Annotated in this window: 15 protein-coding genes; 4 read left to right on the forward strand and 11 right to left on the reverse strand. The window is 74.9% G+C overall.

The genetic code is table 11. From position 1 onward, the window contains the following. Window positions 1–83: 83 nt before the first annotated feature. Complete coding sequence (locus VF202_12540) at window positions 84–1,652, forward strand: PQQ-binding-like beta-propeller repeat protein (protein ID HEX7040941.1); 1,569 nt, start codon at window positions 84–86, stop codon at window positions 1,650–1,652. On the opposite strand, the gene VF202_12545 is transcribed toward VF202_12540, so the two are convergent. Genes VF202_12545 through VF202_12560 form a run of 4 tightly spaced genes read right to left on the reverse strand, consistent with a single transcriptional unit; the run spans window position 1,603 to window position 9,379 of the window. After that, complete coding sequence (locus tag VF202_12545; protein HEX7040942.1) at window positions 1,603–5,940, reverse strand: VWA domain-containing protein; 4,338 nt, start codon at window positions 5,938–5,940, stop codon at window positions 1,603–1,605. The genes VF202_12540 and VF202_12545 overlap by 50 nt on opposite strands. Beyond that, window positions 5,937–6,815: a DUF58 domain-containing protein gene (locus VF202_12550; GenBank protein ID HEX7040943.1), complete on the reverse strand. Its 879-nt coding sequence runs from the start codon at window positions 6,813–6,815 to the stop codon at window positions 5,937–5,939. The genes VF202_12545 and VF202_12550 overlap by 4 nt, the downstream gene beginning before the upstream one ends. Then, window positions 6,812–7,831, reverse strand: a complete 1,020-nt coding sequence (locus VF202_12555) for a MoxR family ATPase (protein HEX7040944.1) — start codon at window positions 7,829–7,831, stop codon at window positions 6,812–6,814. Before VF202_12555 ends, VF202_12550 begins: the two co-directional genes overlap by 4 nt. 33 nt (window positions 7,832–7,864) lie before the next feature. Then, the gene (locus VF202_12560; protein HEX7040945.1) at window positions 7,865–9,379 is read right to left on the reverse strand and encodes a hypothetical protein; all 1,515 of its coding nucleotides are present in this window, start codon (window positions 9,377–9,379) and stop codon (window positions 7,865–7,867) included. A 154-nt stretch (window positions 9,380–9,533) separates the two neighbouring features. On the opposite strand from VF202_12560, the gene VF202_12565 reads away from it, so the two are divergent. From VF202_12565 to VF202_12575, 3 genes are all read left to right on the forward strand, one after another. Next, a complete protein-coding gene (locus VF202_12565) occupies window positions 9,534–10,499 on the forward strand; it encodes an ABC transporter ATP-binding protein (protein ID HEX7040946.1) in 966 nt (321 codons plus the stop codon). Beyond that, window positions 10,496–11,305 (forward strand): ABC transporter permease, encoded by an 810-nt coding sequence (locus VF202_12570; protein HEX7040947.1) that lies wholly within the window; start codon window positions 10,496–10,498, stop codon window positions 11,303–11,305. Before VF202_12565 ends, VF202_12570 begins: the two co-directional genes overlap by 4 nt. 114 nt (window positions 11,306–11,419) lie before the next feature. Further along, on the forward strand, window positions 11,420–12,217 hold the full coding sequence (locus VF202_12575; protein ID HEX7040948.1) for a transporter substrate-binding domain-containing protein: 798 nt from the start codon (window positions 11,420–11,422) through the stop codon (window positions 12,215–12,217). Between the two features lie 92 nt (window positions 12,218–12,309). Here VF202_12575 and VF202_12580 read toward each other — a convergent pair whose 3' ends face one another. The 7 genes from VF202_12580 to VF202_12610 all read right to left on the reverse strand — a co-directional run bounded on the left by VF202_12580 (window position 12,310) and on the right by VF202_12610 (window position 21,617). Then, window positions 12,310–12,858 carry a hypothetical protein gene (locus VF202_12580; protein HEX7040949.1) on the reverse strand — a complete coding sequence of 183 codons (549 nt, stop codon included), beginning with the start codon at window positions 12,856–12,858 and terminating at the stop codon, window positions 12,310–12,312. Between the two features lie 68 nt (window positions 12,859–12,926). After that, window positions 12,927–13,724, reverse strand: coding sequence for a transporter substrate-binding domain-containing protein (locus tag VF202_12585; protein HEX7040950.1), 798 nt, complete (start codon window positions 13,722–13,724; stop codon window positions 12,927–12,929). A gap of 118 nt (window positions 13,725–13,842) precedes the next feature. Then, the gene (locus VF202_12590) at window positions 13,843–15,612 is read right to left on the reverse strand and encodes a PQQ-binding-like beta-propeller repeat protein (protein HEX7040951.1); all 1,770 of its coding nucleotides are present in this window, start codon (window positions 15,610–15,612) and stop codon (window positions 13,843–13,845) included. A gap of 122 nt (window positions 15,613–15,734) precedes the next feature. Beyond that, window positions 15,735–16,607: a c-type cytochrome gene (locus VF202_12595; GenBank protein ID HEX7040952.1), complete on the reverse strand. Its 873-nt coding sequence runs from the start codon at window positions 16,605–16,607 to the stop codon at window positions 15,735–15,737. Window positions 16,608–16,687: 80 nt separating this feature from the next. Then, a complete protein-coding gene (locus tag VF202_12600; GenBank protein HEX7040953.1) occupies window positions 16,688–18,751 on the reverse strand; it encodes a quinoprotein dehydrogenase-associated putative ABC transporter substrate-binding protein in 2,064 nt (687 codons plus the stop codon). Continuing rightward, entirely contained in the window at window positions 18,748–20,700 is a 1,953-nt protein-coding gene (locus tag VF202_12605) for a PQQ-dependent dehydrogenase, methanol/ethanol family (protein ID HEX7040954.1), read from the reverse strand. The genes VF202_12600 and VF202_12605 overlap by 4 nt, the downstream gene beginning before the upstream one ends. A 38-nt stretch (window positions 20,701–20,738) precedes the next feature. Then, window positions 20,739–21,617: a c-type cytochrome gene (locus tag VF202_12610; GenBank protein ID HEX7040955.1), complete on the reverse strand. Its 879-nt coding sequence runs from the start codon at window positions 21,615–21,617 to the stop codon at window positions 20,739–20,741. Window positions 21,618–21,634: the final 17 nt, after the last annotated feature.

Consider the following 21,634-nt stretch of genomic DNA (forward strand, 5'->3'; position numbering starts at 1 on the left):
GGGGACAGGGCGCGGCCGGCGACTGGCTGCAGCTCGGCGGCGACCCGTCGGGCACGCGCTTCAGCGCCCTCGACCAGATCGACGTGACGAACGTTTCTCGGCTGCGGGTCGCCTGGGTCGCCGAGCTGGGCTTCACCGGACGCGTCCAGGGCGCTCCCGCCGCCTGGGACGGCGTCCTGTTCGTGAGCACGGAGACCGGGGTGCTGGCGCTCGACGGCGCCACCGGCGCGCTGCTGTGGCGCTACGAGGAGGGGACGGGCGACAGGACCACCGCGGGCCTGCCCGTGCAAGCGCCGCGCGGGAGCCCGGTCGTGGCGCCGGACGGTGAGGGCGCGACGGTGTTCGCCTCGCTGCCCTCGGCGCCGGCGGTGGTGGCGCTCGACGCCGTCACCGGCGCGCTGCGCTGGCGCACCGACGTGGGGCACCCCGACTTCGCCGAGGCCCTCAGGACGAACCCGCTCCTGGCCGGCGACGTGCTCGTCGTGGGCCCCACGGGTGCCGACCTCAGCCCCGTGCCCGGCCGGCTCGTCGCCCTCGACCCCGCCACGGGCGAGGTCGTCTGGACCTTCGACACCGTGCCGGTGGCGGAGGACGACCCGGCGCGCGCGACCTGGGGCCCCTACCCGCCCGGCCGCAGCTTCGGCGTGGGGGGCGGGTCGGCGTGGAACGCCGGCGCCTACGACCCCGTCTCCGGCGTGGTCGTCTACGGCACGGGGCAGCCCATACCCTCCGACAACCTCGACCCGCGACGCTTCGACGGGGACGGGCCCGTCACGCCCGACCTCTACACCTCGAGCTTCGTGGGGCTAGACGCCGCCACCGGCGAGCTGAGGTGGTTCCACCAGGTCGTCCCCGGCGACGAGTGGGGCTACGACCAGCACACGGTCCCCGTGGTCGTCGACCTGCCTGCCGGGGAGGGGACCGTGCGCGCGGCGCTCCTCGCCACGACGACGGGGTTCCTCCTCGCCGTCGACGTCGCCACGGGCGAGCTGCTGGCCGCCCACCGGATGGTCGAGGAGGCGAACGTTCACGTGGGGTACGACGACGCGGGGCGCCCCGTCATCGACGAGAGCATGCGCCGCACCTCGCCGGACGAGGTCCTGCGCGTCTGTCCCGGCAGCCGCTGGGCCAGCATCGCGCCGGCGGCCTACAGCCCCGTCACGGGCCTCCTCTACCGCCCCAACGACACGGCGTGCTCGCGCCAGGGGGCGGTCAACGCCCCCGACGACTGGCAGCCCGGCGCCAGGCCGAACTGGCTCCTGGTCGAGGTGAGGCTGGCGGAGGACTACTTCGCGCGCTGGGGAGCGCTGTCGGCTCTGGACCCCGTCACGGGCGAGGTCGCCTGGAGCTTCGACGTCCCCTACCCGCACGACGCCGGGGCGCTGGCCACGGCCGGCGGGCTCGTCTTCTCCGCCTTCGCCGACAGGCAGTTCAGGGCCTTCGACGCCGCCACCGGCGCGGTGCTGTGGAGCCAGGTGCTCACGGCGCACTCCGACGCCGCGCCCGTCACCTACCTGGCCGGCGGCGTGCAGTACGTGGCCGTGATGGCCGGCCGGGACACGCCCGTGCCCAGCCTGCCGGCCACGGGCCTGCCCGCCTCGCTCACGGGCCCGGCCACGCTGTTCGCGTTCGCGCTGCCGCGCCCACCCTGACCGCGGCGGACAGGCGCGGCAGGACCCCGAAGCGCACGGCCAGGGAGGCCAGGAAGGCCAGCAGGGCGGCCAGGAGCCAGGCCGCGGGCAGCGGCAGCCACGCCAGCGCTCGTCCGCCGCTCGCGTCCACCTCGGACGCAGACGCCAGGACGGCGCCGCCCGTCGCCTCCGCCAGGCCCGCGACCGGCACGACGTCGGAGCGCAGGGCCGGTCCCGGGGCGATCGGCCAGGCGACGGTCCTGGCGACGCCGGCCTCGAGGCCCAGGCCGGGCGCCGGGCCGAGGGCGACGGTCAGCTCGCCCTCCTGGGAGGCGTCGACCTCGAAGCTGGCGGCGGCCCGCGCCGGGCCCGTCCACTCGAGCCGGCGACGCGCCAGCGCCTCGCCGCCCGCGCCCGACACAGTGACCAGGGGCAGGTCCGTGGCCGACGCGCCCGCCGCCGCGGCCGGCACGTCGACGATGACGTCGAGGACGTCGCCGCGCCGCGCCAGCCTCAGGGACCAGGGGTCGCGCACGGGGCGCTCGGCGATCCAGCGCACGAGCTGGGCCCAGGTGGTGGCGTAGCTCGCCGAGCTCGTCCAGGCGCGCGACCAGCGTCCGTCGGCGTCGGAGGTGAAGGCCGCGGCGCGGCCGAGGCCGTAGCGCCAGGTCGCCAGCAGCGGGTCGTCGCCGTCGGCGAAGGCGAGGACGGTGGCCTCGTCCTTCGGCGTCGTCCTCACGTACCCCTCGAAGGTCGGGAGCTCGCTGGCGGTCAGCTCCTCCAGGAAGTCGGGGGCGCCCTCCTCCACCCAGCGCGGGGTTATCGTCCGCTCCTCGATGGGCTGGGCGGCCAGCATCAGCGCCTCCTGCGCCAGCAGGCTGGGGAGGGCCCTGAAGTCGCGCGCCATGTGCAGCGTGCCGCCGCTGAGGCTCGCCAGGGTCGTGAGCTGGCGCTGGTCGGCCGCGTCGCCCACCCCCACGAACGTCGTCGTGATGCCCTCGCGCGTCAGGGCGCGGAGGACGCCGGCGAAGTCGCCCCCCTGCGACAGGCCGTCGGTCATGACGACGACGTGCCGGGTGGCGGAGTCCGACGCCGCCATCAGCTGGTAGGCGGCGAGGAGCCCGGGGTATATCGCCGTGCCGCCCGCCGGCGTGACCGCGGCGAGCGCGGACCGGAACGCCTCGGCGTCGCCGACCGGCGTGAGCGGGAGCATGACGCGGGCCTCGGTGTCGAAGACGATCACCGCCGCCAGGCTGCGCTCGCCCAGGAGCGCCAGGGCCTCGAGCGTGGCCACCTTGGCCACGTCCATGCGGTTCGACTCCGCCACGGCGCCGCTCATGCTGCCGGAGCGGTCGAGCACGAACGCCATCGCCACCTCCGGCGCCTCGTCGGTGATCCGGGAGGAGACCGGCGAGAGCTCCTCGAGCGGGGTCGCGTAGTAGCCGCCGGGGCCGAACGACGAGGTCCCTCCCACGATCGCCAGGCCGCCGCCGACCTCCCGGACGTAGCGCTCGAGGAGCGCCTGGTACTCGGGGAAGATGGCGTTGGCGGCGACGTCGACGAGCAGGACGGCGTCGTAGTCGTCGAGCCGTTCGATGGTGCCGGGCATCCTCAGGGGCGCGACCCTCTCCACGGCGAGCCCCTGGGCCTCGAGGGCCGCCCCGAGCGCCCGGCCGCGGGACTCGTCGGCCGCGACGAGCAGCACGGCGGGCGGCGGACCCACGCTCACGCTCACCCGCGTCGCCGCCGCGGCCCCGCCCCCCTCGGGGCGCAGCTCCAGGCGGTACACGAGGTCCCCCTGCCCTCCGGCCTCGAGCTCGAGCTCGGCCGTGCCGGGTCCCGTGCCGCTCGCCTCGGCCGAGGCCGTAGGCGCGACCGCGCCGCCTCCGCCCGCCGGCGACTCGAGGGTCGCGGTCGCCCGCCATGACGCGCCCTCGGGAGCAGACACCTCGGCGAGCAGGGAGAAGCGCGAGCCGGCGCGCACGCGCTCGGGCAGCGCCACCGCTGCCAGCGCCGGTCCCGTCGGCGACGCCGGGGCGCCGGTGGAAGACGGCCGCGTCGCGAGCACGTCGACCCTCACGCCTCCCGCCGCCGCCGCGTCCGCCAGGCGCCCCGCGTCCCGCACGGGCAGGGCGTCGCCGGCGTCGGCGGGAACGACCACCCGCAGGCCTCGCGGGCCCCGCGGCAGCGCGAGCGCCCGCTCGAGCGCGGTCGTCAGGTCGGCGGCTGGGCCCGTCGTGCCTCGCGGCGCCAGCGGCCGGCGGCCGACCCAGGTCCACTCGGCGCCGGCGGCCGGCGGGGCCTCGCGTCCCACCCAGACGACGGTCCCCCCGGGGCCGAGGCCCGGCAGCGGCACGCCCATCACGCCCGCCGCGGACGCGAGGAGCGCCACACCGGCCAGCGCCAGCGGCACACGCCAGCGCCGGCGCACGACCCGCCGCTGACGGAAGAGGCCCAGGAGCCCCTCGGCGGCGATGATGGCGGCGGCGAGCAGCGCCAGCCAGCGCCACGCCTCCCAGCCGGTAATGGAGGCACCGGCGGCAGGCCCCCCGCCGGACGCGTCGGCCGGCTCGCCGCCCAGCGGCGAGGTGACCACGGGCAGGGTCACGGGCCCGCCGGCGGTCACGAGCGTGTACGTACCTGTCGCTTCCGGCACGAACCCGGCGTCGAACTGCGGGCCGGTCCACACGGCCGCGGCGAGCGGGTCGCCCTCGACGGCCTCGGGCGCGGGCGTGCCCGGCACCGGCGACCCGGCCGGGTCGAGGAGCTCCCAGCCGCCGGCGAAGGCCTCGCGCGGCCACGGGCACGCCTCGCCGACGCGGCAGCCGCCCGGCCCGTGAGACCACGCGCGCGGCGCCGCCCAGTCCACGAGGGCCGCGACGAAGGCGGGGAAGCCGACCTGCGACGGCCAGTCGGTGTCGCCCAGGCCGAACCCGAGGACGACCTGGCGGCCGGTAGTGGTCGTGCGCGCCCAGGCGAGCACGGCGTCGCCGGCGACGAGCAGCGGCGTCGCGCCGGCCGGCACGCGCAGCGGCACGGCGCTGCCGACGCTGAAGGCCGTGGCGTCGAGGTCGGCGGTGAGCGGGTGCGGCCGCGCCGTCAGCGCGCCCTCGCCCAGGGCGAGCGGCTCACCCGCCCGCAGGCCCTCGGGGACGGCGCCCAGCCACAGGGTGGACGTCGCCGGCACGCCCGGCACGTCGTCCGTGACGATGACCAGGTCGAAGAGCGCCGCCTCGTCCGGCGCCGGCACCGCCTCGGCGGCGTACGCCTCGATGCCGCCGACGGCGGCCAGCGCCCGCAGCAGGGCCGGGTGGGCCTCCCCCACCACCGCCACGCGCACCGGCGCGGAGCGCAGCGGGACGACCACGGCGTCGTCCGCCGGCAGGTGGTCGCCGGCCGGTCCGCTCACCCTGACCTCGCCGGGACCCGGCAGGTCGAGGGGGATCGCGAACTCGGCCGTGCCGTCGGGTCCCACGGCGACCTCCTCGGCGCCCCAGGGGAGGAACGAGCTGGTGCCGGGCGGGCGGAACGACGCCACGACGCGGACGGTGTCGCCCCTGGCGAAGCCGGCGGTCACGACCCTGCCGCTCACGGTCCACTGGTCCGGGCGCTCGCCGCGGGGCTCCACCTTCACGTCGCCGACGCCCACGTTCGCCAGCCCGCCGCCCACGCTGAGCACGCGCACCTCGGAGGCAGGGACCCCGGCGGAGCCGAGCGCCGCCAGCGCCGCCTCCCGTCCGTACTCGTCCGTGACGACGGCCACGCGCGCGCCCTCGGCGGCCAGGCTCGCGGCCCGCGCCGCCGCACCCTGCCAGTCGGCGGGTCCGGCGCTCACCCGCAGCTCGGCGAGGGAGCGGCGCAGCCCCGGGCCCGCCGGCCAGTCGGCGGCGACCACGCGCGCGCTCGGCCCGACGCTCACGAGCGACACCCGCCCGCTGCTGGCGGGACCGCCCCAGCGCTCCCCGACGGCGCGCAGGGCGGCGTCGAACCGGCTCGGCTCGACGTCAGCGGCGCTCATCGGCAGCGAGGCGTCGACGAGCACGACCCAGCGCGACGCGGCGCCGTCACCGACGACGGGCCTGGCCAGGGCGAGCACCAGCAGCGCGGCGGCGACGAGCTGGAGCCACAGGAGCGGGTCGCGCCAGGGGAAGCTGCGCCGGCTCGGCGTCGGGGCGCTCTCCGCCTGGAGCCGGCGCCACACGACGAGGCTGGCCACGACCACGTCGCGCCGGCGGCGAGCGTGCAGCAGGAGGATCAGCGGCAGCGCCACCGGCAGCAGCCACAGCCACCACGGCTGGACGAACGTCACGTGATGAGCCCCTGCCGGCGCAGGTCGGTGACGAAGCCGCCGTCCAGCGGCTCGTGGGTCGCCGTGGTGACCCACCGGCCCTCGACGGCCCACACGGCGGACCTGACCTGGGCGCTCCAGTCCTCGACCGCCCTGCGGTAGGCCCGCCAGGTGCGGGCGTCGACCCGCCGCTCGGCGACCTCCCCGGTCTCGGCGTCGACGAGCCGCAGCGAGCCCGTCTCGCCGCGTCCGCCGGCCTCGGCCTCGCCGAGGACCTGGACGGCGACCACCTCCTGCGAGCGGACGCGCCACGTGCGGAGCGCCTCCGCGAAGCCGTCGACGAGCCAGTCGCTGATCACGACCAGCAGGCCGGGCAGGGCGAGGGCCTCCAGCGAACGGGAGGCGAGGTCGGTCAGCGACGCGAGGTGGCCGTCGGGGACGACCCGCGCGAGCCGCGAGAGCTCGTGCCTGAGCTGGGTGTCGCGGCTCGCGACGTCGCCCCACACGACGCGGCCGCCACGCGCGACCCCGAAGCGGACCTGGTCGCCGCCGTTGAGGGCGGCCTCGCCGAACACGGCCGCGACGTCGACCGCGCGCCGCCACGACGCCGGGTCGACGGCCATGGAGGCGCTGGCGTCGAGGAGGACCGCCACGCGCAGCCGCTGCTCCAGGTGGTACCGCCTGACGACGGTCTTCCCCAGGCGGGCGTAGACGTGCCTGTCGAGGTGCCGCAGGTCGTCGCCGGGCTCGTAGTCCTTGTACTGCGCGAACTCCATGCCGGAGCCGATGGCGCGCGAACGACGCTCGCCTATGGCTGCGTTGGCGGGCGCCCGCAGCGCGATCAGCTTGGAGTGACCGAGGGCGCGCTTGACCTCGCTGGGGAGCGCGCGGCTCATCGGCGCGTCAGCGTCACCGCCTCGACGACCTCGGCGACGAGGTCGTCGACGCTCACGCCCGCCGCCTCGCCCTCGAAGTTCACCTGCAGGCGGTGGCGCAGGGCGGGGAGCGCCACGGCGCGCACGTCCTCGAGCGCGACGTTGTAGCGGCCGTTCATGAGCGCCCTGGCCTTGCCAGCCAGCACCAGCGTCTGGGCGCCGCGCGGCGAGACGCCGTAGCGGACGAAGCGCCGCACCCTCTCGGAGGCGCCCGGCAGCTCCGGGTGCGTGGAGCGCACGACGCGGGCGACGAGGGCCCTCAGCTCGCTGGAGATGGGCACGTCGCGCGTCCAGCGCTGCAGGTCGAGGACGTCCGCCGGGCCGAGGACGGGCTCGGGCACCGGGACCTCGAGGCCGGTGGTCGCGTCGATGATCGACTCGAGCATCGGCTGCGAGGGGTAGTCGAGCGTGACCTTGAAGAAGAACCTGTCGATCTGGGCCTCGGGGAGGAGGTACGTGCCCTCCATCTCGATGGGGTTCTGCGTCGCCAGCACGAAGAACGGCTTGGGCAGCTCGTACTCCACGCCCATGACCGTCACGGTCCCCTCCTGCATCGCCTCGAGCAGCGACGACTGGGTCTTCGGCGTGGCGCGGTTGATCTCGTCGGCGAGGACCATCTGGGCGAAGACGGGACCGGGCTGGAACGTGGTCCGCATGCCCTGCCCCTGGTCGCCGCCCACGAGGACGTAGGTGCCGGTGATGTCGGCCGGCATCAGGTCGGGCGTGAACTGTATGCGGTTGAGCTTGAGCCCGAAGACCGTGCCGAGGGTCCGCACCAGCAGCGTCTTGCCGAGCCCCGGCGGGCTCTCGATGAGCACGTGGCCGCCGGCGAGGAGGGCGATCGTCACCTGGTCGATGACCTCCTCCTGCCCGACGACGACGCGCCGCACCGCCTCCCGCCCGCGGTCGAGCCGCTGGAGGGCGTCCTGCAGGCGCTCCTGCTCGCTGCCCTCGCGGGCGCCGCTTGTCTCCGTCACTCTCTCTTCCATCTCATGGCCCGCCGCGGCGCCTCAGGGCCCGGCCTCGCCGGCCAGCGACCCGGGCGTGAAGTACCTGCTGACGGCGCCGGCGTGCTCCGCGCCGATGCCCCGGAAGGCGAAGGCGGCCTCCTCGGCGCGCGCGAACGCCGGCGGCGCGCCGGCCGGAGCGCCGCTCGCAGCGGCCTCATCGTCCGCCTGCGGCACCAGCTCCATCTCCACGAACCGGCCGTCCTCGCGCTGGCTGCGCGGCAGGGCCGCCACCGACGCGCTCTCGGCGGGCAGGTCGAGGAAGGCGTCGGAGCCGGCGCCGAGCTCGGCCGCCCCCGCACCGGCGGCGTCGCCCGGCGCGTCGCTGGAGCGCTGCGCCGCGCCCGCGGGCGCCCCGCCGGCGCCGCCCTCGACCCTGCCGAGGGCCGGCTGCTGCACCGCGGCGGCGCCGGGGTCGGTGTCGGCGTTGAGCACCCCGCCGTAGAACGCGGCCCCGCCGTCGTAGTCCCCGTTCGCGTAGCTCTGCGGGCGCACGCCCACGGCCGTCGGGTCGGCCTCGAACTGGTCCACGAGCGCGCCGAGCGACCGGTAGAAGGAGGCGCTGGGGTCGGCGACGGAGGCCTGCGAGCCGGGTGCCGCCGCCGGCTCCCCGGCCGGGCTCGCCCCCTCCTGCGCCCGGGACGGGGCCGCGCCGGCCGGCTTGGCCGGCTCGGGGGCGGCGCGCGTGTCGTCCGGGGCGAGCGCGGCCTCCACGGCGCTGGCGAACGCCCCTCCGACCTCCCGCGCCGCGGCCCTGAGGTGCTCGGAGAGCTCCTGCGCCGCCAGGTCCGCCTCCGAGGCGGAGACGGCCTGCGAGCTCACGCGCTCCGCGAGGTCCGTGAACGAGGCGGCGAGGGCCCTGAGGTAGTCGCTGTCCTCCTGCTGGGCCACCAGGTCGAGGAGCTCGGCCACGCGGTCGAGCGTGGCCGCCTCCGCGGCGGGATCGCTTGAGGCCGCCGGCGGCGCCGGCGGGGCGCCCGCCGCGAGGCCCGCGCGCCTGGCCGGCACCGGGACGGCGAGGAGCAGGGCTGCCGGCACGAGCGCGACGGCGGCCGCCCGGCCGAGCCCGCGCGAGCGCCGCGCCCAGCCGGCGGGCGCGGCGTCGAGGCCCGCGGCCCTCCGCTCCACCTCGTCCAGCAGGGCTCGCGCGACGACGTTCGACGGACCGCCGTCGGCGATCACCTCGTAGGTGGTCGAGAAGCGCTCCGACTGACCCAGCAGCGCGTCGACGCGGCGCGCCAGCTCGAGCAGCGACGGCGAGCGGGCGGCGGAGGCGGCGAGCCAGGCGGCGAGGCCGCCCGCCGCCGCGGCCAGCATCGGCCGCAGCGCCGAGCCCAGGACGCTGCCGGCCTGGCCCAGCGACCAGGCCCTTACCCACGCGAGGGCCGCGACCACGGCGGCCGCGAGCACGGCGACGAAGACCCCGTCGACGACGGCCCTGACCCACCAGCTCCGCCGCGCGGAGCGCAGGGCGCGGGTCAGGTTGTGCCCGGGGCTCGCCCGGTCCAGCAGCGCCATGGACGTCTCCCTCTAGGCGTTCGAGTACGCGCAGGATATATCGCCCAGCCGAGTCTACCTTGGCCCGCCGAGCCGACCGTCCTCCGCGGCGTCATGCCGGCCGCGGGTCGGCATCGCGCGCAGCGATGCTTGGCCGGGGCGCGTATCGTGGGCCATGGTAGTCGTCACCGGCCTGAGCAAGCGCTACGGCCGCGTCCTGGCGCTCGACGACGTCTCGCTACGCGTCGCGCCCGGCGAGACGTACGCCCTGCTCGGCCCCAACGGCGCCGGCAAGTCGACCCTCATCCACATCCTCTGCACCGTCGAGACCGCCGACTCCGGCAGCGTGGAGATCGGCGGCCTCGACGTCGCCAAGCGCCCGCGGGCGGTGCGCCGCCTCCTCGGCGTCGTCTTCCAGGAGCCCTCCCTCGACGGGCGGCTCACCGTCCTGGAGAACCTCGACTTCCACGGGCGCATCCACGACGTGCCGCGACCCGCGCGCTCGCGGCGCATCGCCGAGCTCCTCGACCTCGTCGAGCTGGGCGAGTGGCGCGACAAGCTGGTGCGGACGCTGTCACGAGGGATGCAGCGCCGGCTCGAGCTCGCCCGCGCCCTGGTGCACGACTCGCGCCTGCTGGTGCTGGACGAGCCCACGGTGGGCCTCGACGCCCAGACCCGCTCGCGCATGTGGGAGTACCTCGCCGCGCTGAAGGCGAGGCGCGACGTGACGGTCCTCGTCACCACCCACTACATCGAGGAGGTCGAGGCGGCGGACACCGTGTGCGTCATCGACCGGGGCAGGGTACTGGCCTCGGGGACGCCCCACGAGCTCAAGGAGCGCCACGGCAGCTCCCTGGCGCGCCTGCGCACGGAGGACCCCGCCGTGGCCGCCGCCGTGATGGCGGAGCACCCCGACGCCATGGAGGTGGGGGGCGAGCTGGTGGTGCCCGTAGGCGGACCCGACGAGGTGGCGTCGCTGCTCGCGCGGCACGGTACGAGCCTGAGGTCGTTCACCGTGGTGGAGCCGTCGCTCGAGAGCGTGTTCCTCGCGCTCACGGGCCGTGACCTCCGCGACCGCGAGGCCGACCCGAGGGACAGGCTGCTGGCCTTCGCGCGCTCCGGTGGGGAGCACACGCGATGACCGCGGTCCTGCGGGGGGTGGGCGCGATCTGGCTGCGCGAGCTGAAGCGCGCCCTGCGCGACAGGGGCCAGTTCGTGGGCGGGATCAGCCGGCCGCTGCTCTGGGTCCTCGTCCTCGGCATCGGGCTGAACCCGTACTTCCGCGGCGAGATCTACGGCGAGGTGCGGTTCGTCGTGCCGTACACCTACCTGCAGTTCCTCTTCCCCGCCGTCGTCGCGCTGAACATGATGTACACCGCGGTGCAGTCGGCCGTCTCGGTGATCTGGGACCGCGAGTTCGGCTTCCTGCGCGAGGTGCTCGTCTCGCCGCAGCCGCGCTGGGCCGTGCTGCTCGGCAAGGTGCTCGGCGGCACCACGGTGGCGATGGTGCACGGCGCGATCGTGCTGCTGCTGGCCCGCTACGTGGACGTGATCGTCACGCCGCGCAGCGTGCTCGCCGGCCTCGGCGTGATGTTCCTGCTCGGCTTCGCGCTCACGTCGCTGGGCATCGTCATCGCCAACCGCATGCGCACGTTCGAGGGCTTCGGCGTCTTCTCGAACGCCGTGATCCTCCCCCTCTACTTCCTCTCGTCGTCGATCTTCCCCCTCGACCCCGCGCTGACGCGGGCGCAGGCCAGGGTCACCTACCCCGAGTGGCTCGTGACGCTGGTGGAGGTGAACCCCATCACGTACGCGGTCGACGCCCTGCGCGGCGTGTTCATAGGCTTCAACCAGTTCGACCCCCGCATCGGCCCCCTGGCGCTGGCGGGCGCCGGCGTCGTGTTCTTCCTGCTCGCCTGGCGCGACTTCCGGCTGCCGAGGCGTTGAGCCGTGGGCGCGCGGCGAGGCGGGCGAGAGCGCCGGCGGGACCCCGCGCCGCGACCGGACGCGGCGTCGCGACGGGAGGAGGCGCCGCCTCCGGCCAACGGGCCGCGCGCCGTGATGCCGCGGCTCGGCCCGTACTGGCCCTTCGTCTGGCTCGCCTTGCTGCTCCTCGGCGTCTACCGCCTGCCGCCCGACACGAGCCTGCGCGACGTCGAGAGGGTCGGCGTCCTCCGGGTCTGCGTGCCCGCCGCGCAGCCGCCGCTGGCGACGGGGGAAGACGACGCGCCCGGCATCGACGTCGAGCTGCTGCGGTCGCTGGCGAGCCGCGCGGGCTGGCGGCTGCAGCTCGTGACCAACCAGGCCATCGGCAGGGGCTTCGACCCGCGCAACTGGCGGCTGACCCGGGCGCAGTGCTCGGTGGTGGCGGGCGGCGTGGTGACGACGCAGACCACGCGCAGCTTCCTCGACACCACGGAGCCGCACCTCGAGACCGGCTGGGCCTTCGTGGCGCGGGAGGGGGCCACCCTTGACGGCGCCGCCGTCGGCTTCCTCGCCGCCCTGGCCGGCCTCGACAGGATCGCGCTGAGCCGCGACCTGAGGGCGCGCGGCGCCACGGTCACGCTCTTCGGCGCCTACGACGAGCTCGTCGCGGCGATGACTGACGGCGAGGTGGAGGCCGCGGTCACCGAGGCGCTCACGGCACGCCGCTTGGCGCGCGACCTGGGCCCCGGCTACGCGGCGACCTGGCTCACGCCGCCGCGGGAGCGCTACGGCGTCGCGCTGGGCATCTGGAAGGGCGACCTCACGCTGAAGCGCCGCCTCGAGCGGGAGCTCGCGGCCATGCGGCGCGACGGGACCCTGGCGGGGATACTGGCGAGCTACGACCTCGGGCCGATCGGCGAGCCGGGCGAGTAGCCGCAGCGAGCGCCTGGGCGGACGCCGGACGCGGTCGTGCCGCCGGTCGGGCGGGCGCTCCGCTCAGCCGCCCGGCGGCCCGCGCCCCGACCTCAGAACCCCAACAGGCCCCTGTACCAGTCGGCGGCGCCACGGAGCCAGACGTCGCCCGGCCCCACGGCCAGCAGCGCCAGCGTGACGACCGCCCCGGCCCCGCGCGCGGCGGGCCGCGTCTGGAGCCCCTCGGTCGCCCGCGACAGGAGGAACCAGGCACCCCCGGTCGTCTGCGGCAGCGGCAGCAGCGCCAGGACCGCGCCGCGCACGCCTAGCTCGAACGTCACGAGGAGGACCGTCGACGCCACGATGCCGGCGTTGCCGCCCAGCCAGCCCAGGACGGCCGGCCTCAGTGCGAGCAGCGCGGCCGCCACGGCCAGCAGCGCTACCACGGGAGCGAGCACGCAGGTCAGCGTGCCGAGCGCCCGCGACCTGAAGGCGGGCCCCTCCAGCGTCGGGGGCCGCGACCAGCCGGCGGAGAACAGCGCCGCCGAGGCCAGGCCGAGCACGTCGACGTGCCTGGTGGGGTCGAGCGTCAGCGCGCCGTCCCGCGCGGGTCCCTCGTCGCCCGCCCAGCGCGCGGCCAGAGCGGCGGTCGCGCCCTGCACGACGGCGAGGGCGGCGCCGGCGAGGAGCCGCGTGAGCAGCGACTGCAGCGAGAGGTCGGCGAAGGCGTTCAGGGCACCGCTCGTCCGGGGAAGCCGTGCTGCTCGAGGATCGCGGCGATGGTCCCGTCGCCGGACAGCGCGGCGATCGCCTCGTCGACCTGGGACCTCACGAAGGTCCTATCGGCCAGCGTGATGCCGCCGACGCCGATCCAGGGCTCGCTGACGACGGGGGCGTCTAGGACCGCGAGCTCGGCCAGCTCGGGCCGCTGCTGGCTCAGGTACCACCACCAGGGCTCCCACACGATCAGGGCGCCGACGACGCCGTCCATCAGGGCGTCGAAGGCCTCCTCGGGGCGGCCCACGGGGGCCCGCTGCCAGCGCTCGGCGGCCGGCAGCGAGTTGTTGTAGGTGATGAACCTGATGTCGCCCATCGTGCCCTGCACGGCGCCGATGCGGACGTCGCGCGGCACGTCCTCGAGCGCGCGCCACTCGGGGTTGGGGGTGAGGACGACGAAGCGCGCCTCGTAGTACGGCCGCGTGAGCGTGAGCCAGCCGGGGTAGGCGTTCGAGTAGAGCTTGAAGCCGAGGTAGACGGCGCAGTGGTCGATGAGGTCGATGTAGAGGCCCTCGTACTCCTGCTCGACCCGGATCTGCCTCTCGACCACGTAGATGCGCGGCTCCACCAGCAGCGCGTCGGTGACGGCCTCCGCGATGGCCCTGTCGACCTCGTGCGCCGGCTCGCGCGGGTCCTCGCAGAAGCTCACGGCCTGCGCGTCCACCGACGGCTCCCGGTTGGGGAACCACTCCGGCGGCAGGACGGGCGCCTGCGCCGAGCCGGACGCTAGCGCCAGGAGCGCGGTCGCCAAGGCGGCGGCGTGGCGTGGTAGCAACTTGACACACCTCCTGTGGCGACGGGGCCAGGGGGCGCCATGCCAGCGCCCCCTGGCCCTCTGTCTCACGTCGGCGCGGACCTGGGGATCACCCCTACTGGTCGGCGCCCTGGTCGCGCAGCCTGAACACGTACAGGGCGTTCCCGCCCGCCGGGTTCACGATGTCGGGCGTGAACACCGCGAACGCGTTGCTGGGCCCCGAGCCGCGGCCGACGGGCACGGCGATGTACTGCGTGCCGTCGACCTCGTAGCTGATCGGGTAGCCGTTGGGCAGGTTGCTGAGGCGGACCTGCCACAGCACGTCGCCGGTCGTGTCGTCGAAGGCCATGAAGTAGCGTGCGAGGTTGCCGGTGAAGACGAGCCCGCCGCCGGTGGTGAGCGCCGCCGAGCCGCCGTTGGCGGGGCGCATGCGGTGCTCCCAACGCTCCGAGGGGCCGCTCAGGTCGATGGCCTTCACGACGCCGAAGTTGCCGTCGGTGCCTGGCACGGCGCGCCGCGAGAAGGTCGCGCGGCCGCCGCCCTCGTAGACCTCGCCCTCGCCCAGCGGGTTCGGCGTGGTGTCGGAGCAGAACTCCTGCATGGGCAGGTAGAGGGTGTTCGTGAGCGGCGAGTAGGCGGTCGAGGCCCAGGAGCGCGAGCCCGGGTCGGCCGGGCAGTTCACGGTCGTCTGGCCGATGTGCGGGATCGCCTCCTGGTTGATCGTCTTCGCGCCCGTCTCTGGGTCGATGGACTCGACGACGTTCTGGTAGACGGTCTCGTGCGCCCACAGCCAGGTGCCGTCGCGCCTGTCGATGGCCTCGACGATCCCCAGCTTGCCGGTGGCCACGATGGCCGGCACGGTCTCGCCGTCGATCTCGAGGTCCACGAGGATCTGCTCGTAGGCGTAGTCGAGGTCCCACGTGTCGGTCGGGAGCCACTGGTGGTACCAGGCGAGCTCGCCGGTCTGCGGGTCGAGCGCGAGCGTGCTGTCCGTGAAGAGAGCGCGGTTGTCGGCGCCCTCCTGCAGCGGCAGCAGGCCGTTCATCTCGGCGATCCACGGGTAGGGTTGGCCGGTGCTCCAGAAGACAAGGCCCAGCTCGGGGTCGTAGGAGCCGATGTTCCAGGCCGACCCGCCGAAGCGGCTCTCGAGAGGCAGGCCGTTCCAGGAGTCGCCCTCTGGCGTCCCGGGCTCGGCGATCGTGTTGAAGCGCCACGCCAGCTCGCCCGTCTCGGCGTCGAGGCCGACGATGTAGCAGCCGCCCGGCTGGGCGCCGCCGCAGCCCGAGACCCCGACCACGACCATGCCCTCGGCCACCAGCGGGCCGCCGGTAACGCGGAAGTCGTCCTCCCACTCGCCTATCGAGGTCTCCCAGATCACCTGGCCGTTGGTGGGGTCGAGCGCCACGAGGAACATGTCGCCCGAGGCGAAGTAGAGCTTGTCGCCGTAGAGCGCCATCGTGCGCGAGATGCTCGACGACGATGTGGCGAGGTCGCCGGGCAGGTCACGGGCGTACTCCCAGATCAGGTCGCCGGTCGCCGCGTCGAGCGCCTGGATGACGTCGCCCTGGTTGTAGAGGTACATGATGCCGTCGTAGACGATCGGCGTGACCTCCTGGCGGCCGTCGACCATCGCCCAGGCCCAGGCGAGCTCGAGGTCCTGGACGTTCTCCTTGGTGATCTGGTCGAGCGGGCTGTAACCCCAGGCGGCGTAGTTGCGGCGCCACATGATCCAGTCGGCGGGGTCAGGGTCGAGCAGCATCTCGTCGGTGACCGGCGTGAACTCGATCGTCCGCGGCTGCTGACCGTCCTGGGCCAGCGCGTACGCTGCCCAGAGGAGCCCCGCGCAAGCTAGCAGGGCGCCTAGTCTCCTCAACGCCTTGTTCATCCGTCCTCCTCCGTCTCGGCCGCTCGCGGCGGCCGCTGGGACCGGGGGGAGCTCCCTCAAGGCTTCTCGACGCTGGTCCTGGCTGGCCTCCTTCCCTGGCTAACGAACCGAGCGGCGTCCGCTCAGTTCGGCTTGACCTGCAGGCCGCCCAGCACCTCGAGGTCGGGGACGATGGGCTCGTCGCCCGCCTCGTGGCCGTTGCGGCTGAGGATCAGGGCGAGCAGGTCGGCGTACTGCTGGTCGGTAAGCGAGCCGGGGCTGCCCTGCGGCATCTGCGTGGACATGAACGTGAAGAGCGCCGACAGCGGCCTGCCTCCCCACTTCTGGCGGAAGGCGGCGCCGGCGAGCGGCGGACCGCCGATGAGGCCGCCCCCCAGGTCCTCGCCGTGGCACTCCACGCACAGCCGGCGGTAGACGGGCAGGGCCCTCTCCACCTGCGCCGCGGCGTAGTGGGCGTCGGCGAGCTCGGCGCCCGGCTGCGCGCCGTCGGCGGCGGCCAGTTCGGGGCGGCGCTGGTGCACCAGCGCGGGGCTGAGGGCCGCCTTGCGAGCCGCCGCCACGGCCTCGGGCGTCACCGGCTCGTAGCCCTCCGGCTGCCCCGCCTCGCCGAGCTCCGTGAGTACGTGGTCGAGGACGGCGGCGATCTGCGCGTCCGAGAGGTCGTAGAACGACGGCATCTGCCCGTCGAACGTCTGGCCGGCCGCCGTGATCTGGCCCTGCAGGCCGAACAGGACGACGTAGGCCAGGTACCTGGGGCCGCCGGCCGCCTCGTACAGCTCTCGCGCGTGGCCCACGAGGGGCGGGAACGCCCCCGGCAGGCCCTGGCCGTCGGGCTGGTGGCAGGCGGCGCAGATCGACTGGAACACCTGGGCGCCGTCGACCGCCTCGCCCTCGCCGCCCTGCGCGGCGGCGCCCGGCCCCGCTGCCAGCATGGCGACGGCGAGGACGGTGAGGTACGACGCTACGAACGTGAGGTGCAGGCGACGAAGCTTCATGCCGAGCTCTCCTGCCCGCGGCCGCGACGGCGCACGACCCCCGCGGACCGCAGCCGACGACCTTGCGATGTATGAGCAGACTAATCGTCCTGGATTAGAAGAGCCTGCGTGCCCGGCCGGCAGGTCGCCGGGTCGGCGCGCGGCGCCGGCACCGTGCCCGCCAGCTCCGCCACCGCGACCCGCTGGCCGAGGTTCGGCCCCCACTCCGCCTCGCCCGCGGACCTCGCGATGTAGAGGGGCTGCAGGAGCTGCCTGGTGGTCGGGTCGAACGACAGCGGCTCGCCCTTGCCGAGGTCGAACGCGCCGCCGAGCAGGAAGTCGGCCAGGGGGTCGGGCCCGAAGTCGACCCCCGCGCCGATCGCCCCCGCCAGGAGCGTGACCGCCGCGTAGGAGGTCCAGGCGAGCGGGTCCATGGGCGCGCCGAAGCGCGAGGTGAAGCGCTCGTTGAGCTCACCCGCCGCGCCCTCGGCCAGCGTCGTCTCCCACGGCGCGACCCGCTCGGCGCCGGCGCCGCGTCCCAGGCGGCGCGCCGCCGCGACGTAGTCGCGCGAGAGCGTGACCTCCTCGGGGTACGGCACCACGCGCAGGTCGAGGCCGCTGCCGACGGCCTGCGCGAGGAACGCGACCTGGTCGGCGGCCCCCACGAGGAGGAAGACCGCTTCGGCGCCGGCCCGCTCCGCGGCCTCCAGGGCGTCGAGGTAGAGCGGCTGCGCCTCGGCTACCACCGTCTCGCCCACGACCTCGCCGCCCGCGGACGCGACCGCGGCGCGGAACGCCTGCGCCGCTCCCTCCCACGGAGGACCCTCGAGCCTCACGACGTGCCAGCGGGCCACGCCGTCCCCGCCGAACCAGTCGGCGACGGCCGCCGCGTACATGGCTCCGCCGGGGGCGACGTTGAAGGCGTCGGCGCAACGCAGCGCGGGGTCGTCGTCGGCCACGTTGAGGAACGCGATGCCGAGCTCGCCCGCCACCGCCGCCAGGGACGCGGCCTGTCCCTCGCCCAGCCCGCCCACGATGGCCTCGGCACCGTCGAGGGCGACGAGCCGACGCGCCGCGCGCTCCGCGGCCTCCGGGCTCGGCGAGTTCGCGAAGAGCACGTCGAGCTGCGGCGCCGGTCCCCTAGCGGCGTCGTCCTCCGCCAGGAGCGCGCCCATCCGCGCGGACTCCCCGACGACGTCGTACACCGCCGCCCGCGGCGAAGTGAGCGCCCCGCTGGGAGCGGGGGCCACGAATCCCACGGCGCGGCGCTCGGGGGCGGAGGGCGGCGCGGGCGCCGGACCCCCCGCGACGAGCGGCACCGAGTACTCCTCGAGCACCGCGTGGATGTCGTCCCAGCGGGCCGCTATCGCCGCGTTCAGCGCGTCGCGCAGAGCCTCGTCGCCCCGTCTCACTCCCATCGTCATGGGGAGCTGCATGGGCGTGAAGGGCGGCGCGGGGTCGATCGCCGGCTCGATGGGCACGACGACGAGCTCGCCCTCGTGCCGCGCGGCGTAGTAGCCGGCGGGCGGGCCCCACGAGACACCCACGTCTACCTCGCCAGCCAGCACCGCCTCCACCAGTCGAGCCTGCGGGTCCTCGACGGGCGCGTAGCGCGTGCTCCCGTACTCCGCGACGATGTTCCCGGCCAACCCCCGCGACACCAGCGAGTCGTGCGGGGGCATGCCGGCGTTCTGCAGGCCGATGTCCAGGTCGGCGAGCACCGGGTCGTCGAGGGACGCGAGCTCGAGCCCGGCGTCGGCGCGGTAGACGAAGACGTAGGGGCTCGTGTAGTAGGCGATCGTCGTCAGCAGCGGGGGCGTGCCGTCCGGCACCCCCATGACGACGTCGCAGTGGCCGTCGCGCAGCCGCAGGTCGATCATGTCCTGCATCTGCGGGTACCAGTCGAAGACGAGGCGCGCCCCCATCTGTGCGGCGAGGAGCGCGGCGATCGCGTTCTCGTAGCCGGCCTCGCTCCTGTCGCTGAGCGGCATCGCGTGCGGGTCGGCGCAGACGACGAGGTCCCAGGCGCCCGGCGACGCGTCGCCCGCGCCCTCCCGCGCCAGCGCGAAGACCGCGGCCGCCAGCAGTACGGCGAGCGAGCGGGCGGCGACCCGCCGCGCTCGTCGCCGCCCGCTGGACCCACGATCGGGAACTACAGGGCTCACTCGCCCTCGCCCGCGCCCCCGTCCTCGCCGGCTCCGCCGGGCTGGTCCGCCCCGCCGTCACCGCCGCCGGGTCGGCCCTGATCCTCCTGGCCGCCGGGGCCGTCGTCCTGACCTTGGCCCTCCGGCTGGTCCTGGCCGCCCTCCGCCGGCGGCGCGGCGTCGTCGGGCAGCGTGAACACGTAGAGGGTCGAGCCGGCGCGGCGGTAGCGGTCCTCCTCGTCGGGCGGCGCGTTCGCGTCGACGCCCAGGCTGCCGGCGCCGCTGGAGGTGATCACGGCCACGTACTGCTTGCCGTCAGGGCCCATGTAGGTCATCGGCGAGTTGTTGAAGTCGGCGCCCAGCATGAACTGCCACAGGACCTCGCCCGTGGTGGCGTCGATGGCGCGGAACTCGCCCTCCTGGCCGCCCTGGAACACCAGGTTGCCGGCCGTGGTGAAGACGGGCTTGTTGTCGTCGCCCATGGACTCGATGCCCCACGCCTGCTCGCCCGTCACCGGGTCGACGCCCACGAGGCGGTTGCCCCAGGTGCCCTGGCCGTCGGGGCCCAGGTAGCTGCGCACGGTCTCGCGCAGGCGGTAGGACTCGCCCGGCACGTACTCGCCCGCGAAGGCGCGCCAGTCGCCGCAGCGGTTGCGCTCGCTGAAGTAGATCAGCCCGGTGTCCGGGTTGTAGGCCTGGTTCTCCCAGTTCGTGGCCGCGATGAGCGGGCACAGCCCCTCGGTCACGACGTCGGTGTAGACCTCGCGATCGGGGTCCATGACCGGCCTGCCGGTCTCCATGTCGAACCCGGTGGCCCACGTGACCGTCGAGTGCATCCAGGGCTCCACGAGGATCTCGCCGGTGCGCCTGTCGAAGACGTAGAAGAAGCCGTTGCGCGCGGCCTTGACCAGCGCCGGCACGGTCTCGCCGTCGATCTCGAGGTCCACCAGCAGGTTCTGCCCGGGCTCGTCGAGGTCCCAGGGGTCCTGGGGCGTCATCGAGTAGGCCCAGACCAGCTCGCCCGAGGTCGCGTCGCGCGCCATCAGCGAGGCGCAGTACTTGTTCGGGAACTCGAAGTAGCCGGGCGCCCGCGCCGGGTCGCGCCGGTAGTCGGGGTTGCCGGGCGAGCAGTTGCCGGTCGAGTAGTAGAACATGTCGAGCTCGGGGTCGTAGCTGAACCAGCCCCACACGCTGGCCCCGCCGATCTGCCACGAGTCGCGGTACCAGGTCGACAGGCCCGGCTCCTCCACCTGGTCGTCGGCGTAGAACGGCGCCCAGCGGTCGCCGATGCCCATCTCGTCGTCGGGACCGGTGTTGTAGAAGCGCCAGACCTCCTCGCCCGTCTCGAGGTCGTAGGCCGCCACCCAGCCCCTGATGCTGTACTCGCCGCCGGCCGGGCCCGTGATCAGGTGGTCGTGGACGATCAGCGGCGCCAGGGTCGTGGTCTCGCCTATCGACAGGTCGGCGACCTGCTGCTGCCAGACGATCGCGCCGGTCTCGGCGTCGACGGCGAGGAGCTGGCCGTCGAGCGTGTTGAAGAAGACCTTGCCGTCGGCGTAGGCCGGACCGCGCGTCTGGCCGCCGCAGCACGCGACGGCGAGGGCCTGGTCGAGCTGCGGCATCTCCACCGCCACGGCCCACTTCACGACGCCGGGCCGGTTCAGGTCGATCGCGTACAGCACGCTGGGCTTCGGGGTCAGCAGGTACATCGTGTCGCCCACCACCAGCGGCGCCGCCTCGTGCGAGTCGAGCACGCCGGTCTGGAACGTCCACGCGACCTGGAGCTGGTCGACGTTCTCGGCGGTGATCTGGTCGAGCGGGCTGTAGTTGAGGGCGGAGTAGCTGCCGTTGGCCATCACCCACTGGTCGGGGTCCTGCTGCAGCTCCAGGAGCTCCTCGTTGGCCAGCGCCGCGCCGCCGGCTAGGCAGCAGGCCAGACAGAGCGTCCTGAAGGTAGGCGCCAAGCTCATCTCTCCTCCTCACCGGGGCGCTGGGCGCCCCGCCACGTTCAGCGCTGGGCCGCTACCTGGTCCGGCGTGATCGGCCCGAACGAGTTGCCGAACGAGTTGCGCACGAAGGTCGCCACCGCGGCGATCTGCTGGTCGTCGAGCTGGTCGCGGAACGCCGGCATGCCGGGTTCCGGCCGCCCGTTGAGGATCGTGTTGATGAGCTCCTGGTCGCGTCCCACGAAGCCGTTGCCCGCCAGGGCGGGGCCCACCTGACCCTGCGCCTGGGCGCCGTGACACGGCGAGCAGGTGCTCGCGAAGATCTGCTGGCCCTGCGCCATCAGCTCCTGCGTCGCCTCGTCCTGTTGCTCACCGGCCTGGCCGCCCTGCTGCTCGCCGCCCTGCTGCTCGCCCGCCTCGCCGGCCTCGGCCGCGTCGCCCTCTCCGCCCTGGGCCTGTTCCCGCCCGCCCTGCTCGGCCGCGGCGTCCTCGGGCGCCTCCGGCTGCACGCGCTCGTCGGCCGCGTTCCCCACGGGCGCCATCAGGTAGAACACCTCGCCCAGTGCCTGGCCGCGGATGTCGCCTTCGGCCTCGTCGCGGGCGTTGTAGTAGAGAGGCCAGCCGTTGTAGGTGACCTGCACGCTGCCGTCGGGGCGCTCGTACGTGCCGACCAGCGCCGCGTCGACGCCCTCGCCGGCCGTGACCTCGCCCTCGACGACGTAGGGCGGCCAGTTGCGCGTGCAGACCTCGTCGGTGCAGGCGCTGACGCCGCCCTCGTCGAGCATGTAGACGTAGAGGCTCCGCCCCTGCGAGTCGGCCAGGTGGGGACCCCACTCCTGGTCCTCGACGACGGTCAGGGTCGGTGCCGCGGCGTCCTGCGCCAGGGCTAGGAAGAGCGTCGCCAGCGCCGCCAGCGTGCCGACGTGCCTCAAGCGTCTCATCGGACCCTCCTCCCATG

Source organism: Trueperaceae bacterium (assembly GCA_036381035.1).
Taxonomy (GTDB): Bacteria; Deinococcota; Deinococci; order Deinococcales; family Trueperaceae; genus DASRWD01.

What these genes read in the sequence shown, in the direction of transcription:
- VF202_12550 (HEX7040943.1), bottom strand. Translation starts at nt 6,815, where the DNA reads ATGAGCCGCGCGCTCCCCAGCGAGGTCAAGCGCGCCCTCGGTCACTCC.
- VF202_12560 (HEX7040945.1), bottom strand. Translation starts at nt 9,379, where the DNA reads ATGGCGCTGCTGGACCGGGCGAGCCCCGGGCACAACCTGACCCGCGCC.
- VF202_12565 (HEX7040946.1), top strand. Translation starts at nt 9,534, where the DNA reads ATGGTAGTCGTCACCGGCCTGAGCAAGCGCTACGGCCGCGTCCTGGCG.
- VF202_12570 (HEX7040947.1), top strand. Translation starts at nt 10,496, where the DNA reads ATGACCGCGGTCCTGCGGGGGGTGGGCGCGATCTGGCTGCGCGAGCTG.
- VF202_12575 (HEX7040948.1), top strand. Translation starts at nt 11,420, where the DNA reads ATGCCGCGGCTCGGCCCGTACTGGCCCTTCGTCTGGCTCGCCTTGCTG.
- VF202_12590 (HEX7040951.1), bottom strand. Translation starts at nt 15,612, where the DNA reads ATGAACAAGGCGTTGAGGAGACTAGGCGCCCTGCTAGCTTGCGCGGGG.
- VF202_12595 (HEX7040952.1), bottom strand. Translation starts at nt 16,607, where the DNA reads ATGAAGCTTCGTCGCCTGCACCTCACGTTCGTAGCGTCGTACCTCACC.
- VF202_12605 (HEX7040954.1), bottom strand. Translation starts at nt 20,700, where the DNA reads ATGAGCTTGGCGCCTACCTTCAGGACGCTCTGTCTGGCCTGCTGCCTA.
- VF202_12610 (HEX7040955.1), bottom strand. Translation starts at nt 21,617, where the DNA reads ATGAGACGCTTGAGGCACGTCGGCACGCTGGCGGCGCTGGCGACGCTC.